15 protein-coding genes and 4 pseudogenes are annotated in these 14,354 nt (G+C 38.2%); 10 read left to right on the top strand and 9 right to left on the bottom strand.

What is annotated here, in order from left to right; all coding sequences use genetic code 11:
* Nucleotides 1-12: 12 nt before the first annotated feature.
* A complete protein-coding gene (locus tag NYE43_RS09670) occupies nt 13-201 on the bottom strand; it encodes a hypothetical protein (protein WP_059335696.1) in 189 nt (62 codons plus the stop codon).
* A 363-nt stretch (nt 202-564) separates the two neighbouring features.
* On the opposite strand from NYE43_RS09670, the gene NYE43_RS09665 reads away from it, so the two are divergent.
* Nucleotides 565-999, top strand: coding sequence for an SRPBCC family protein (locus tag NYE43_RS09665; protein ID WP_326323850.1), 435 nt, complete (start codon nt 565-567; stop codon nt 997-999).
* Between the two features lie 90 nt (nt 1,000-1,089).
* Here NYE43_RS09665 and NYE43_RS09660 read toward each other — a convergent pair whose 3' ends face one another.
* On the bottom strand, nt 1,090-1,488 hold the full coding sequence (locus tag NYE43_RS09660; protein ID WP_059291751.1) for a hypothetical protein: 399 nt from the start codon (nt 1,486-1,488) through the stop codon (nt 1,090-1,092).
* 261 nt (nt 1,489-1,749) lie between these two features.
* Here NYE43_RS09660 and NYE43_RS09655 point away from each other — a divergent pair, with 261 nt between their 5' ends.
* The 7 genes from NYE43_RS09655 (at nt 1,750) to NYE43_RS09625 (ending at nt 6,460) form a co-directional block, all read left to right on the top strand.
* Nucleotides 1,750-1,938 (top strand): twin-arginine translocase TatA/TatE family subunit, encoded by a 189-nt coding sequence (locus NYE43_RS09655; RefSeq protein ID WP_024121563.1) that lies wholly within the window; start codon nt 1,750-1,752, stop codon nt 1,936-1,938.
* Nucleotides 1,939-2,132: 194 nt separating this feature from the next.
* Nucleotides 2,133-2,336, top strand: coding sequence for a spore coat protein CotC (locus NYE43_RS09650; RefSeq protein ID WP_024121562.1), 204 nt, complete (start codon nt 2,133-2,135; stop codon nt 2,334-2,336).
* A gap of 364 nt (nt 2,337-2,700) precedes the next feature.
* The gene (locus tag NYE43_RS09645) at nt 2,701-3,432 is read left to right on the top strand and encodes a YrpD family protein (RefSeq protein WP_326323849.1); all 732 of its coding nucleotides are present in this window, start codon (nt 2,701-2,703) and stop codon (nt 3,430-3,432) included.
* Between the two features lie 390 nt (nt 3,433-3,822).
* Entirely contained in the window at nt 3,823-4,497 is a 675-nt protein-coding gene (locus NYE43_RS09640) for an SOS response-associated peptidase (protein ID WP_326323848.1), read from the top strand.
* A gap of 323 nt (nt 4,498-4,820) precedes the next feature.
* A complete protein-coding gene (locus NYE43_RS09635) occupies nt 4,821-5,303 on the top strand; it encodes a DUF2975 domain-containing protein (protein WP_101861279.1) in 483 nt (160 codons plus the stop codon).
* A 10-nt stretch (nt 5,304-5,313) separates the two neighbouring features.
* Complete coding sequence (locus tag NYE43_RS09630) at nt 5,314-5,535, top strand: helix-turn-helix domain-containing protein (protein ID WP_101861278.1); 222 nt, start codon at nt 5,314-5,316, stop codon at nt 5,533-5,535.
* Nucleotides 5,536-5,668: 133 nt separating this feature from the next.
* A complete protein-coding gene (locus NYE43_RS09625; protein ID WP_044155762.1) occupies nt 5,669-6,460 on the top strand; it encodes a DUF817 domain-containing protein in 792 nt (263 codons plus the stop codon).
* Nucleotides 6,461-6,757: 297 nt separating this feature from the next.
* Here the strand turns inward: NYE43_RS09625 and NYE43_RS09620 are convergent, their stop codons facing one another.
* On the bottom strand, nt 6,758-7,669 hold the full coding sequence (locus NYE43_RS09620; protein WP_268544036.1) for a VanW family protein: 912 nt from the start codon (nt 7,667-7,669) through the stop codon (nt 6,758-6,760).
* A gap of 541 nt (nt 7,670-8,210) precedes the next feature.
* On the opposite strand from NYE43_RS09620, the gene alr reads away from it, so the two are divergent.
* Complete coding sequence (gene alr / locus NYE43_RS09615; RefSeq protein ID WP_095713908.1) at nt 8,211-9,392, top strand: alanine racemase; 1,182 nt, start codon at nt 8,211-8,213, stop codon at nt 9,390-9,392.
* A 198-nt stretch (nt 9,393-9,590) separates the two neighbouring features.
* Here alr and NYE43_RS09610 read toward each other — a convergent pair whose 3' ends face one another.
* The 5 genes and pseudogenes from NYE43_RS09610 to NYE43_RS09590 all read right to left on the bottom strand — a co-directional run.
* On the bottom strand, nt 9,591-9,986 hold the full coding sequence (locus tag NYE43_RS09610) for a UPF0715 family protein (protein WP_326323847.1): 396 nt from the start codon (nt 9,984-9,986) through the stop codon (nt 9,591-9,593).
* 436 nt (nt 9,987-10,422) lie between these two features.
* The gene (locus NYE43_RS09605; protein ID WP_326323846.1) at nt 10,423-11,325 is read right to left on the bottom strand and encodes a CPBP family intramembrane glutamic endopeptidase; all 903 of its coding nucleotides are present in this window, start codon (nt 11,323-11,325) and stop codon (nt 10,423-10,425) included.
* 309 nt (nt 11,326-11,634) lie between these two features.
* Nucleotides 11,635-11,998 (bottom strand): annotated as a pseudogene (locus NYE43_RS09600) (hypothetical protein); the annotation flags it as partial.
* A 288-nt stretch (nt 11,999-12,286) separates the two neighbouring features.
* Nucleotides 12,287-12,928 carry a glycoside hydrolase family 11 protein gene (locus NYE43_RS09595; protein ID WP_095713905.1) on the bottom strand — a complete coding sequence of 214 codons (642 nt, stop codon included), beginning with the start codon at nt 12,926-12,928 and terminating at the stop codon, nt 12,287-12,289.
* A 203-nt stretch (nt 12,929-13,131) separates the two neighbouring features.
* Nucleotides 13,132-13,212, bottom strand: a pseudogene (locus tag NYE43_RS09590) (hypothetical protein); the annotation flags it as partial.
* A 24-nt stretch (nt 13,213-13,236) separates the two neighbouring features.
* Here NYE43_RS09590 and NYE43_RS09585 point away from each other — a divergent pair.
* A pseudogene (locus NYE43_RS09585) lies at nt 13,237-13,852 on the top strand (ATP-dependent DNA ligase); the annotation flags it as partial.
* Nucleotides 13,853-13,937: 85 nt separating this feature from the next.
* Here NYE43_RS09585 and NYE43_RS09580 read toward each other — a convergent pair.
* Nucleotides 13,938-14,291 (bottom strand): annotated as a pseudogene (locus NYE43_RS09580) (hypothetical protein).
* Nucleotides 14,292-14,354 lie beyond the last annotated feature (63 nt).

Here is a 14,354-nt window from a genome sequence, read left to right as displayed (position 1 = left end):
AATATATTAACGTTAAAATTTGAGTTCAAAGCCTTCTACATCATCTGAAACCTCCACAGGTATCCCCATAATGGTTTTAGGTTTGGAAACATAAACAAAACGCATCTCTTCTTTTAACTGCTGAAGTGTGCTTTCATTAACTACAATTTTCGCGGGTTTTCCCGGACTATTATCAATGGCCGCTTTTATTTTACCGAGCACGAAGAACCCTCCTTCTTTACCTTCTCATCACAATAGAAAAAGCAGAGTTATCAGCATAATTACATTAACTACAGTCAAAATGCCTGAGACATATGCTATGCTCTTCTTTTTTTCCAGAAAAACAGCACATTGGCCAATAACACAAAACTGATCAGTGCACAAATACCCGAAATGCTAATTGATTAAAAAGAAATCTTTGTTCATAAAAGCCCATTGCAGCCAGATAAATCATCAAGATCGTGAAATTTATAGAATGAAACACCGGACAACAGATTCAGCATAATTCATGCTCACTATGGACATGATTTCGTTAGATGTATAAAATTTGCTTGAAAGTATATATTGGATAAAGAGGAGCAATATATGGATAAATATCAAGAAAAAACATTACCGGACATTACGAAACATGTAACATTAGAGGCGCCTATTCAAAAGGTTTGGGAGATAGTCTCAACTTCAGAAGGCATAGCCAAGTGGTTTATGCCGAATGATTTTCAGCTGAAGGAAGGATATAAATTTCATTTACAATCACCATTTGGACCATCACCTTGCAAAGTTTTGACGGTTCATGCTCCCGGAGAGCTTTCTTTTGAATGGGATACTGATGGATGGATTGTTACATTTCAATTAACAGACGTAGGGAACAAAACAGAATTCACTCTCATCCACAGCGGTTGGAAGAAGCCTGATGAAATGATCGGTAAGGTAAACGAGAAAAGCTCAGTCATTCGGGATAAAATGGATGGCGGCTGGACAGGCATTGTGAATGAACGACTTGGCAAAGCTGTTCAAGAGTAAGGTATTTCATTGCTCATACAGTATAAAAAGAGAGAGCTCCCTCTCTCTTTTATTCATGACAAAGTTAAATTCACTGAACTATATCTTCAATCAATCGTAAAACGTAACTGTTTTTGATTTACCAGAGTAATCAGTAACAAAGAACTCTGCCTTGTTATTGCTTCCATCTACAAATTTCCCGATACTGCTAAAGGTATGACATTCTCCGGGTGAAAAATAATTAGAACCCACATATTCATCAGGGTTGTCACCAGCATCATCCTCATATAGATGCAGCGATACGGAGAAAGGTGTACTTCCTGAAAGACAAACTCTAAAATCACCTCCGCTCGAGTATACCGTCGGACTTGAATAAGTATAAGTGTAAGTCCCAAGCTTATCCCACTCTCCGGCTCCAGCAGTTCCCGCTTTTTCTGCATGTGCAGATAATGGAAAAGCGACAGCGAACATGAAAACAGACAGGCACCCTATTAGCTTATTGCATCTCATAATTAATATCTCCCCCTTATTTTGATCATAGCAACTTACAGTTATATATATATCACCCCCCTTTAAATAAAATTGCAGGTATGTCTATGGCATTGGAAGCCATACGTTTTATCATCAGCATTTTTCCTGAATAAATCACATCATTCTCCCTTCGCCTGTGTTATACAAAATATTCAAAACAGACGTATTCTCATTTGAACCGCCATCTTTTATAATTTGTTAATAAGGGTTCGTACTTCAAACAAGAGGAGGAGAAGCATCATGGAATTAAGCGTCACAAAAATTTTAGTTATTTTATTTGTAGGTTTTTTAGTGTTTGGTCCTGATAAGCTGCCTGCGCTTGGCCGATCTGCCGGAAAAGCCTTATCAGAATTTAAAAAAGCGACCAGCGGATTAACTCAAGACATAAGAAGTAGTGGTTCAGAAAACAAAGAAGACAAGCAAATGTAAGGTAAAATGATTTGGCCGATGCATATCGGCTTTTTTTATATTGTTGTTTCTGCATGATCCCTCAGTTTTCCTCTGATTTTTCCTCAACTTCTTTTTTTGGACAGCCCTTTTTTACTTTTGCAATTTAAACTGTCCAATCCGCAAACTCTAACTTCCATATAATAAAGCGTATGATCATAAAAGGAGGGGTATTTATGGGTTATTACAAAAAATATAAAGAAGAGTATTATACGGTTAAGAAAACGTATTACAAGAAGTATTACGACTATGACAAAAAACATTATGATCACCATGACAAAAAAGATTACTACTGTGATTATGACAAAAAACATTATGATCACGACAAAAAAGACTATGACTACGTTGTAGAGTATAAAAAGCGTAAGAAACACTGCTAAAACTCCATTTAATCTCCTCAATTTTGCTTCCCCGGTCAATGGCCGGGGGTTTTTTTGCAGAAAAAACTATGTAACTTCAATGTCTAAACGAATCATAGGTCTAATTTGTTAAAAAAGGATAAAGCTTTTTTACCTTTGGTGAATGTCTTACAATTATTATTTGCTCCTTAATGCCGTTTTTTTAATAAAAATTGAACATTTGGTACATAGTTTAATTAGTTTATTTTTAGATCTATGGTGTCAATATATAAACATAACCCATTCATAAACAAGAGATTTTAACGATTTTGTCGATTTATCTTAATAAAAGAAGTTCCAAAATAAGGTATAATAATTGAAGAAACCACTTTTAAAAGGGGGAATTTTGTTGAAAAAAGTATTAATTGCAGGTGCAGTAGGAACAGCTATTCTTTTAGGAACTATTTCTTCAGGAGTTCCAGGAGTTCCAGGTCTTCCAGGAGCAGACACTCAAGTGGCAAAAGCGGCTTCTCAGCTGCCTAAGGGAATCGGCGGACGCGCCTACCTAAACAGTACAGGCGCTGTATTCACGGCTAAAATTAAGCTTCCCGACACTGTGAACATCCAAGACTCTGTCTCTACCCCTTATATTTATTCAGGCTTTAGCGCAAAAAACGGAACTGAGGCAGATATCGGCCTTCAGTACAGCAAACAATACAACGTCTGGAAACCGCTCATGAAAGTCGGTTCTAAAAATGATGAAACGTATATCGAAGGAAAAGAGAAATTCACTTATAATAAAGGCTTTCGTCCCGGAAGCACAGTGCAAATGACGATCTACAAAAACTTGAACGGGAATACTCGCATGACCCTCTGGGGAACGAACAATGACGGCTATACCGGACGTATTATCATGGAAATTCAAGGAACAAACATCGGCACTCTGTCGAAATGGAAAACGCTTGCCACCGCTGCGGTTTCAGCTGAAAGCCAACGCTCTGCCATTAAAGCAACTTTTTCAACAACTTTTAACAATATCACAATCGACAATAAAGCAGTGACACCTGTCGTAGATACACAGGATTTTGCAAAAGTCCTCCCTTCTGGAAATAATGTCACGATTTCTGTTAATAAATAAGGAATGCTGTAAAGGGCGCTGGCAATGCCGGCGTCCTTTTTTGTTGTATAACCTGAACACTTTATTTGTCCTCAGAAGCCTGATAAATGTAAATCCATATAAACTCACACTGATTAACTCAATACCACACCCTTTTTGTGTTTAGCTTAACAGATTTCGAAATTACCAACCCAATATAGATCTGTTCTTGTTATGTATTTCAGATCTTTGCTATTCCGTTCTCTTCAAAAAGCCTGCCTTAATTAATAGCTGTGAACTTTTATATTTCCACTTCGGATCTAAACCACACTTTAATTCTTTAACATTCACTGTTTGCTGCATCACATTCCCCTTTTTGATTTTCATATACCAACCCTGTACAATATTCAAAAAACCAAAAGGATGATGAACATGTGTGGCAGATTCACTTTATTCTCAGAATTTGACGACATCATTGAGCAATTCAACATAGATCACTTCTTGCCTGAAGACGAATATCACCCCAGCTATAATGTCGCGCCATCACAAAACATCCTTACCATTATTAATGATGGATCAAGCAACCGCCTTGGAAAATTAAGATGGGGTCTCATTCCTCCTTGGGCTAAAGATGAAAAGATCGGTTATAAAATGATCAATGCTCGTGCTGAAACATTGGCCGAGAAACCCAGCTTTCGAAAACCGCTTGTCAGCAAACGCTGCATCATTCCGGCCGACAGTTTTTATGAATGGAAACGCCTTGATCCAAAAACTAAGATTCCTATGAGAATCAAGCTGAAATCATCCAATCTGTTCGCTTTTGCCGGCTTATACGAAAAGTGGAATACGCTTGAAGGTTACCCGCTCTACACTTGCACAATCATTACGACAAAACCTAATGCGCTTATGGAAAATATCCATGATCGAATGCCGGTTATATTGAGTCACGATCATGAAAAAGAATGGCTGAACCCTAAAAATACAGATCCCGATTTTCTCAAAAGCTTGCTTTTGCCATATGATGCTGATGACATGGAAGCATACCAGGTTTCATCATTAGTTAACTCACCTAAAAACAATTCACCTGAGCTTATTGAAGCCCATTAAGTACCCTGCCAGATTGCTTTATATATCACCTTCGCCTAAGCAAAATAAACGAACGTGTACATGATTCAAAAACAACCCCTTATGTGCCATGCGTTATTTTTAAACCATAGTTAGTCAATGATTCAGTCAGCTGCCCAATTTTTAAATTGAATCGATTAAAGATATAGAGCGTTTCTCTGTAATGAGGAATGCTTTTTTCTTGTTCAAAGTGAAAAGGATAGTTTTAAAACAACAAGAAAATAATCTATATCAATACTTTTTTATTGTAAAACGATAAATAATATGTTAAATTCAAATCGACAATATTAGGTGAGGTGCTTTTTATGAAACGAGGATCAACACTTTTTTTAAAGATAGCTGTTATTCTTATTGGAATTCCAGTTCTTGCTCTGTGCATATTTTTAGTGCCGGAGATAGCGAACTTTGCAGAGGAATTGTATCCAGATATTTCTTATCTGAAATATCTTGTTTATATCGATTTGTATGCAGCGGCGATACCTTTTTATTTCGCTCTGTATCAAGCCTTTACACTTTTAAGCTATATTGACCGGAATAAAGCTTTCTCGGAATTATCAGTAAGAGCTTTAAAGAAAATAAAATACTGTGCAATCACCATCAGTCTTTTACTTGTGGCAGGCATGCCACTCTTCTATCTCATCGCGGAGATGGACGACGCTCCAGGTATTATACTAATCGGATTGGTCCTTATTTTTGCCTCAATGGTTATCGCAGTCTTTGCTGCTGTTCTCCAAAGGCTTTTGCAAGAAGCTATAGATATAAAATCAGAAAATGATTTAACAGTCTGAGGTGAAAACAATGGCAATTATAATCAATATTGATGTGATGCTGGCTAAAAGGAAAATGAGCGTAACGGAACTGTCTGAGAAGGTTGGAATCACGATGGCTAATCTTTCTATATTGAAAAATGGAAAGGCAAAGGCCATTCGATTATCAACTTTAGAGGCGATTTGTAAGGCTTTAGAATGTCAACCCGGAGATATTTTGGAATACCGAAGTGATGATGACACCCAGGCTTAATAAAGCAGGAATAATCATGAAAGGAAAAGATAGTTGCTCGGCGGTGATTCTATGCACATAACCCTATGTCTATTTAGTACTATACTAAACAGGCCTTCCATTTAATCAAAAAAACCTTTGGAGGCAAAAATTCATGAAAGCATTTAAACAGCTCGTTTGTTTTGGCTGGGAGCAGGCCCTATCATGTCTGTTTCCTGTCGTTATTTTTGCCTCTTTGGCAATTACACAAATCATACCGCTTCCCCTTCTGCCACGGTATGACTGGCTGCTCATCATCTGCCTGCTCATGCAATGGTGGATGGTGTATTCAGGGCTTGAAACACGTGATGAACTAAAGGTGATCACAATGTTCCACCTTATTGGACTTGCTCTTGAACTTTTCAAGGTACATATGGGCTCTTGGTCTTATCCGGAGGAGGGGTATTCCAAAATTTTTGGAGTGCCTTTGTATAGCGGCTTCATGTACGCAAGTGTAGCCAGTTATCTTTGCCAGGCATGGAGGAGGCTTAAGGTTGAACTGGTTAAGTGGCCGCCGTTTTGGGCCGTTGTACCTCTCGCCGCTGCGATTTATTTGAATTTTTTCATCCACCATTTTTGGATTGACGTCCGCTTTTGGTTATCTGGACTTGTCTTGATCGTCTTTTGGCAATCATGGGTCACATACGAGGTGAATGGGACTCGTTACCGTATGCCGCTCGCCCTTTCATTTATGCTCATCGGATTCTTTATATGGATAGCCGAAAATATCGCAACGTTTTTTGGGGCTTGGGAATACCCAAACCAAACCGATACATGGAGTCTCGTTCATCTAGGAAAAGTGAGTTCATGGCTCTTGTTAGTGATTGTCAGCTTTCTTATAGTAGCGACGTTAAAACAAGTTAAGGGGAAAAATTCTACCAGGATAGATACTAGTCCATTTTTATAATCGTTAAGAATCTTTTTTAATAAAAGTCGAATCCCACATAGTAAGGAATTGGCGTACAACATTCTGAATAAGATAAAGTGGAAAAAGCAACGTTTGAATTGTTGCTTTTTTCTTTATAAATAGCTGCCGGATTATAGAGGGCTATTTCAGTAAGATTTCGACCAGGAAGTAAAGATTTAATCAAAATCAGCTTTCGTTTAGAGAACTCAGCATTTGGACTTAACCTTATGTCTCTCTAACTCACCCTCCCATAAAAGAAGTCGTCAGGTTGCATAAGGTGAATGAATAGCTTATGATTTATCGCTCGGCATTTATTTCTTTTGGTAGCTGTGATGGCGCTTTGGGAACTTTTCGCAGTTTGATATTGATGACATCAGAGGAATAAAGTGTAACAATCATACTTCCCTCATATCGTTTGGCCCGGATTAGGACCGGTTGGTTATATTGATTATGAAAGCGAAAGTCAGGGCCTCCCCAGCTTACGGTTGCATCACGTCCGGACGGCACATATGGTACGCTTCTTGTATGAGAATAGCGCTGAACGATTTGCAGCCCTGCACGATCGACAGCATTAAATAATGTTGATGACACCTGACAAATTCCCCCGCCTACACCTTCAGACAACTCACCTTTCACGATAATAGGTGCACGCATGTATCCTTTGTCCTGAGTTCTCATCCCAACAACTTGGTTAAATGAAAACGTCTCATTTGGAAAAACAACATGATTGTCAATTGCTTTTGCAGAAAGAGAAATATTGTGTGAACGGCTTTTATTGCTTGAATTAAAATAAGTTACATACTGGCCTAATTGCTGCGTACTGATGTGAGCAAGCAACTCGCTGTCAACTTTCGGATAAATGTTCAATTCCGGCACTTCTATTTTGTATGGGCCATGACCAAAGAAATAGGCATAAAATTTCTCCTTAAACGCTTGTTGATAAAGTCTGTAACCCATTTTCCCCGGGATGATGATTCCTTGATCGTTAAGCTTGGCGTTTATGGGCTCCCGGTAAATTTGTTGATCAAGCCGTTTGATAAACTTACGGTATTTTTCATGATCAATCATTGGGGTACCGGGAAGAGGCATCGTAAAATCTTCGCGGTGAACAGTAGCAATCGTCCGTCCTTGTTGTGTGATCGCTAAACTGTCAGATGGCTCGCTGGGCTGAGCCAATAATAAAAGGCCAGTGATCCAAATATGTATCATAAGTCGGCATACCTCCCGACAATTAGTATGAACAGGACTTTATCCTTTGATGTATCTCGTCTTATCATATCGTTCTTAAGCGTCTGGTCTTTGTTTGAGCACAACGTGAGCCCTCGCTAATAGAGCTTTGACTTAAGTGAGTAATCAATGTCTACTTCAGCATCCACAACGCCTAGTGTTATGAAATCATGCCTTAACCAATACCAATGTTGTCAAGCAATCGTTGAATTAAATCAGTAAATGTACTGCCATAGGCAGGCTATTTTTGTTTAGATGTACTATCTGATCCTCGGTCACCGTATCAATCCTCACCTAAGTGAAGAAAATCAAAATTGAACTAATCAGCTAATATAAAAAAATGAAAGTACTGTCGACTTCGGCCATCGGTTAGCATCTTCTCGTTAGATCAAGAGTTTGCTGTTGAATGATTTCAGTTAAGGTTGAATAAAATCAGATTGAAAGCATCCAACCATCAATGTTACAGGATTTATTAACGGCTAAATGCGCTTTACACTATTCTATAAGAAGGAAGGAAGCGTCGATGACAAAGCTCTGCCGAGAAGTTTGGATCGAAGTAAATCTTGATGCCATTAAAAAAAATTTGCGAGCAATACGCCATCATATACCAAAAAAGACCAAAATTATGGCTGTCGTAAAAGCGAACGGTTATGGTCATGGGTCTGTAGAAGTGGCGCGCCATGCACTGGAACACGGGGCTAGTGAGCTCGCTGTTGCCAGCGTGGAGGAAGGAATCGTTTTACGAAAAGCGGGAATTACAGCGCCTATCCTTGTGCTTGGTTTTACATCCCTTAGTTGTGTGAAAAAATCAGCAGCTTGGAATATAGAGTTATCAGCATTTCAGGTTGATTGGATTAAAAAAGCTAACGATATATTGGAAAGTGAAGCGAGCACTAACCGATTGGGTATTCATATTAATGTGGATACTGGTATGGGCCGATTAGGTGTACGTACAAAAGAAGAACTTTTAGCAGTAGTGAAGGCATTAACAGCAAGTAAACTCCTAAGATGGGAAGGTATCTTTACACATTTTTCAACAGCCGATGAAGAAGACACCACTCTAACCAGACTGCAGCACGATCAATTTCTCCGTTTTCTCCGTTTTTTAAAAAACCAAGACATTGAGCTGCCCACCGTGCATATGAGCAACACGGCTGCGGCTATCGCTTTTCCGGAATTTAGCGCTGATATGATTCGTTTAGGTATAGGCTTATATGGATTATATCCTTCAGCATATATAAAACAACTACATCTCGTTAAGCTTGAACCTGCATTAAGTTTAAAGGCGCGTATCGCTTATGTGAAAACCATGCTGACAGAACCCCGGACCATTAGTTATGGTGCTACATACATCGCAAATCCCGGTGAAGTCATTGCTACACTCCCGATCGGATATGCTGACGGTTATTCTCGCGCGCTTTCCAATCGCGGGTTTGTTCTTCATCGCGGAAAACGAGTGCCGGTGGCGGGAAGAGTGACAATGGATATGATCATGGTTAGTTTAGGAGAGAGTGAAGGCAAACAAGGAGAGGAAGTTGTGATTTACGGTCACCAAAAGGGAGCTGAGATTCCCGTTGATGAAGTTGCTGAAATGCTTAATACGATTAACTATGAAGTGGTGTCTACATTAAGCCGCCGCATCCCCCGTTTTTATATAAGAGATGGCGAGATTTTTAAGATATCAACTCCAGTAATGTACGTGTAGATTTTTTCTTTCATTTTTTTGCAAATGTGAGGTCAATCCCTCTTTTATGCTGATTTAAGATCCTATAATAAGAGGGATTCAGTTTTACACACTTATCCCCCTATCGTCTGCAATTTTAGAAAGAGGATCACAATACCAAATAGGAATTTTAGGTGTTATTTCTCGATTGATTAAGAATAAGCATTATGAATACTTGAGCTACTTAGTTGCTGCCTTTTTCTCGTTTTGCAGAAAAACAGAGTCCCAGATCCAAAAGATTACAGCAAATGATATACTAAATAAGTAAACTTCGTATTCCATTAGAAAGTCTAAGGTGTTCTCTAAGGTGTTCTTTGGATCAGTAATTACAGTGAAGAATAACCATACTAAGAAGGAAAAGAATATGTATATGAGGAAATATTTCGGGTTAAACCTCTTTGGATTGCGATTTACGAAATATTGAACAGGTGCAGCAAAGATTACATAAAAGATAAACAGAATAACACTTATTAAGAAGTATGGAATGTAGCCATCATAATCAATGCCAAAAACATAAACAACAGCAGCTGATAATGCAGACAAGACATGAACAAATATGATCCTTAAAACTTGCATGTTTAAATCCCCTTTCACAATGTAAGCATCACTATGATGATCTCAATTATTGTTAAAATTGACATACCTACTTCCTGAATTAAATCTAGACTAGACTAAAGCTCCGTCACGTCCGAACTTTACAAATAGATTTACTTTGTTTCTTCAAAGTGACAAGAACAATAAACTGAATTGTGATCTCTATCTATAAAGTATGTATCCCGGATGAAGAAATTTGTGTAGCCAGCTGTCTTGAGTATCGCTTTACTCATCATGAGCATATCCATCTGAATATCTTAATCAGTTGGAAAAGCCACATTAGCAGTAAACGCTGCATGTACTTCAAAAGAAAGAATTATCAAATTTAAAGTTTAAGATTTTCATGGCAATCCCTCCGCACTATTCCCTTTGTGCCAAGAGATTTATGTCTCATTAAAACTGCTGTTTTATTCAGATATCAAACATCTTGGGTATCTTTCTTATTCTTAAACCATTGAATAGCATTTCGGCGAGTTATTGCAACAGGTATTAATAGCAGAGTACCGACAATAAGCAACATAAAAAAGACCACAAACAACGCACCTGTTCCCGGAACAATTTCTTCATAGGTAATAAAGCGTTCCTCCCCCTGCAGGACGAAGAACCGAGAATGTTCGAGAAAGGCTAGATGAAAAGCGATTGACGTCCATAAGCTTCCTGTTACAATATGCAGGAGTTGAAGGATGAATCCAAAAGACAACAATAAAACGATGTAATCTAATGTGATAGCAGGTGACTTAATTCCAGCTATATACTGCAAACCACTTACAGCTATTGGTGCAAGCACAAACAGAATCGGCTGCAGGAGCAAGGCCATGAAACAGTTAAATCGCCTCTTTAGAGCATAGTACACCGCCCCACGAAAAGTTAATTCCTCTGGAAAAGCTTCATAATAGAAAGCGATAATCATATTTAAGAGCAATACTGAAACTAAATGGATAGAGAAATGAAATTGTGAAATTTTGACCCAGTCCAATAAATGGGCGATTGTGAATCCAGATCCGGAAAGAATAATGACGTACATTGCACCCATAATGGCTTTCGGAACGGCTTGCCTCCACCCAGACAGTCCGATAGAGCAAAATGGCCTACTAGACGTCCGTTTGAGAAGAAAGTAGAGTAATGGAACAGTAATTAATGTTACTAAGCCTGATTGTATACCTTGCTGTAAGAGTTTAGAAGCTCCTGCTTGGTGGGCTATTGAACCGATTAAAGTAGCAAAAAACAAAGCAAATACGAATGTTCCCCAACTTAGCAAGATAGTTACCAACCATTTTGGATGATTGTTTTGTTTTCCGCTTTGGGTATGATGAAATTGCATATGGATACTCCTTTCACAACATTCATATGAAGCAATATAACCCCTACAGTCACTATACGTTCTATAACTGTTATTGTTTCAAATTCCTGTATATCCCACTTCCCTTCTGATTAAAATTGTTGTTTTATTGAGGTGCCATCACAAAAAAAGCGTCCTAGCTTCAGTTGCCGGTACGCTTACTTTCTTAATATATGAACATATAACGACATTTCAGAGTTATCCGGATTTTCAAACTATATCTTCTGAAGTTGCTGACTCTTTCTTAAAATAAGCTTCTAACTGATCAAAAACTAAGAGCTGTGTGCATTCAACAATTTCACTCCACAACCACATATCCATTGTCTGTAAAGTAAATCCATCAGGAAAATTCTTCATTTTCACAATCATTGAACCTCTTGCCGGTTGTTTTATGGACAATAGCCAGTTCTTCTCCATTAACGAAACGTACAATGGCCTCATCAAATTCAATTGGTTGATTAACGGCATATCCTTCTTTTAAAGCCTTAATAAACAAATAAGGATCATCTTTTTACAGCTCCTAAAGAACATTGGCATATTGTTCATTTTTGTCTCTAAGCAATTCGAAATTAATCAACGATATGTATAAATCTTTATCTGATAAATTTAATTTAATGAAGGTGTCTCTTGTGAGCAAGCGCAGACTACAAAAAATATCGCTATTAAACAAAAAATTAATACTATTCTATTACACTTATAGGGAAAGTTATAAAACCTGCTGGAGAATACCCTACCTCCAGCAATGCCAAGGCCGTTCACCTAGTAGAAAACGACCTTTAACCATTCCTAACGATTTTAATAATCATTCACCATACTCGATCCATATATTGGGATTCCAACTAAAAGGCCGTCGCTTCTTAGTAAACTCACAATAACAACGATTATAAAATTTCTCAAGGAACGATCAGCAGCCCGTTAGCTACCCCTGATTAAAGATAATCTGTTACCACACTGTTACGTTAGAACTTCCACTACTTTGATATCCCTCTGTCGCTAAGACTTGGTAAGACCAATTACTACCCAGATTCATCCCATATCTCTTCCATGCGTTAACGTGATTGCTGAAAGTGATTGTAGCGTTGCTTCCAGTTGGTCTCTTCGACTGGCGAACACTCCAGTACTGCGTAAAAGTAGTTTTATCGCCATCAATGGAAGGTGCATCATAACGTGTAGTTGTGTACACGTCATATGTACCCCCATCACTGTAAACCGTACCTTTATACGTTCCAGTAGGTCTATAAGTACCCCATGAATCCACTACATAATATTCTATGAGGGGTGATCGCGTCCAACCATATAAAGTCAAATATGCATTGCCATTCGGCGCCCAAACTCCGGCATTATAGTTTATCGTCCTAAATGGCGAACCTGTAGTCCAACCTTTACCAACAACGAAATTCCCGGTATTAGACCAATTCACACTGTAATTCCCGCCAGACCCATTGACAGCGTTTACTGTTCCGCCCCCATCAGTCCAATTTTGCCAGTAGTCTGTGTTAGCTGCAGAGGCGTTTGCCGAAAACAAGCTAATACTCATCAAAGCTGCCGTTAACCCAACTAAGAATTTCTTTGTAAACTTAAACATATGTTACCTCCTATAATATTTTTTCTGACTTTGACATGAGGTAGCACTCGTATCTATTTAAAACATCCTTAATTACTACGCCCCAAAGCTTTTGATCGTCCCCTTCAATATAATATCACGAATTCACAAGCAAATATTAAGAATATTTGTAATTTAATTACAAATACCTAAAAAATTATATTATAAGTGGTCTTGTTCCGCCTAGCCTGATCCTTTTTTCGCAGAATCACAATTCTTGTTTCTAAATCTGATGGAGTAATATCTGTAATTAACCTCCATTCGAACCATTTCGTTTAAAGGAGATATACATTAGAGATTGTGAAGTCATTGTAGCTGCCCCAGAAGGTGCTCCTGACTTTGAAGCTGTAATGGAACATATCATGTCCAAAAAATCCAGCTCATAAGATTGTTTACTGTGTCTTCGATGTTATCTGCAAAGACGGTCAGTCAATTGCCTCTAAGCCGCTCACTGTGCGTAAGACAGTTTTGAATTCACTTGAACTGAATCATCCTAATGTCTTTGTTATCGAAGGAATTTCAAGGTAACGGACTAACTTACTTTACCTTAGCCAAATAAAAAAATTAGAGGGAATCGTGCTCAAGAAAGCTGACTCTCCTTATGAAATCAATAAACGTTCACACAATTGGCTGAAAGTGATAAATTATGATTACACTGAAGTTCTCATAACCGGCTACACCAAGAAGGATATAAAATTCCTTCTATCCTATCCCGATGGAACTTCAGCTGGATTTATGGAATTCATGCCACATGCAGAACGAAGTAAGTTCCTCTCTATGAAACAAGTAAATTCTGAATCTGATGAATATGTATTTATTGAGCCTATCTAATGTAAGGTTAAGCACAGATTTAAGACTAAACACGGTAAACTCCGCATACCTTCCTTCGAATCCTGGAGAGTATAAACTCTCCGTTACTTAACTCCTTAGTGCCAAGTCCTATAAAGCTTAATGAAAATTTAGTACATAGTTTAATTTGTTTATTTAATTTTCATCTATTCATCAAACTATAAGGGTAAACGATACTTTTCATAAATCCAATCTCCTTTCCCTTTTATTGTGAATTTTCATACATCCCTCAGGTCGCCGCATTTCCCTGTTATGATGAATTCTCTAAAACTATTGATCAGCTGCCACACGTTACCTCCGTGTGAGAAGCCGTTTGGATCGTGGCGTAATTCATGCGGATAAACGTCTTCCCCCGTGTAATTATCAACAAAGAATAGCGTGTTCTGAATTTGAAATACGCTTTTTGATTGGGTTTTCCTGAGATGTTTTCTTTGCTATAAAAAGTTCGACGATCAATGCTTGCGACAAGCTTTATCAGGTCATTAATATCATTCATGCGTTTAATTTGCCCTTCCCCCCTTTCAATAAAATAAATATTTTATTTTGATTGTAATGTGAT

The organism is Bacillus sp. FSL R5-0434, assembly GCF_038004745.1.
In the GTDB taxonomy this organism is placed as follows: domain Bacteria; phylum Bacillota; class Bacilli; order Bacillales; family Bacillaceae; genus Bacillus; species Bacillus halotolerans.
Note: the sequence above shows the minus strand (reverse complement) of the source record. Positions and strands in the feature narration are given on the sequence as shown.

What these genes read in the sequence shown, in the direction of transcription:
- NYE43_RS09665 (WP_326323850.1), top strand. Translation starts at nt 565, where the DNA reads ATGGATAAATATCAAGAAAAAACATTACCGGACATTACGAAACATGTA.
- NYE43_RS09605 (WP_326323846.1), bottom strand. Translation starts at nt 11,325, where the DNA reads ATGCAATTTCATCATACCCAAAGCGGAAAACAAAACAATCATCCAAAA.
- NYE43_RS09630 (WP_101861278.1), top strand. Translation starts at nt 5,314, where the DNA reads ATGGCAATTATAATCAATATTGATGTGATGCTGGCTAAAAGGAAAATG.
- NYE43_RS09625 (WP_044155762.1), top strand. Translation starts at nt 5,669, where the DNA reads ATGAAAGCATTTAAACAGCTCGTTTGTTTTGGCTGGGAGCAGGCCCTA.
- NYE43_RS09595 (WP_095713905.1), bottom strand. Translation starts at nt 12,928, where the DNA reads ATGTTTAAGTTTACAAAGAAATTCTTAGTTGGGTTAACGGCAGCTTTG.
- NYE43_RS09635 (WP_101861279.1), top strand. Translation starts at nt 4,821, where the DNA reads ATGAAACGAGGATCAACACTTTTTTTAAAGATAGCTGTTATTCTTATT.
- NYE43_RS09620 (WP_268544036.1), bottom strand. Translation starts at nt 7,669, where the DNA reads ATGATACATATTTGGATCACTGGCCTTTTATTATTGGCTCAGCCCAGC.
- NYE43_RS09610 (WP_326323847.1), bottom strand. Translation starts at nt 9,986, where the DNA reads ATGCAAGTTTTAAGGATCATATTTGTTCATGTCTTGTCTGCATTATCA.
- NYE43_RS09660 (WP_059291751.1), bottom strand. Translation starts at nt 1,488, where the DNA reads ATGAGATGCAATAAGCTAATAGGGTGCCTGTCTGTTTTCATGTTCGCT.
- alr (WP_095713908.1), top strand. Translation starts at nt 8,211, where the DNA reads ATGACAAAGCTCTGCCGAGAAGTTTGGATCGAAGTAAATCTTGATGCC.
- NYE43_RS09640 (WP_326323848.1), top strand. Translation starts at nt 3,823, where the DNA reads ATGTGTGGCAGATTCACTTTATTCTCAGAATTTGACGACATCATTGAG.
- NYE43_RS09655 (WP_024121563.1), top strand. Translation starts at nt 1,750, where the DNA reads ATGGAATTAAGCGTCACAAAAATTTTAGTTATTTTATTTGTAGGTTTT.
- NYE43_RS09650 (WP_024121562.1), top strand. Translation starts at nt 2,133, where the DNA reads ATGGGTTATTACAAAAAATATAAAGAAGAGTATTATACGGTTAAGAAA.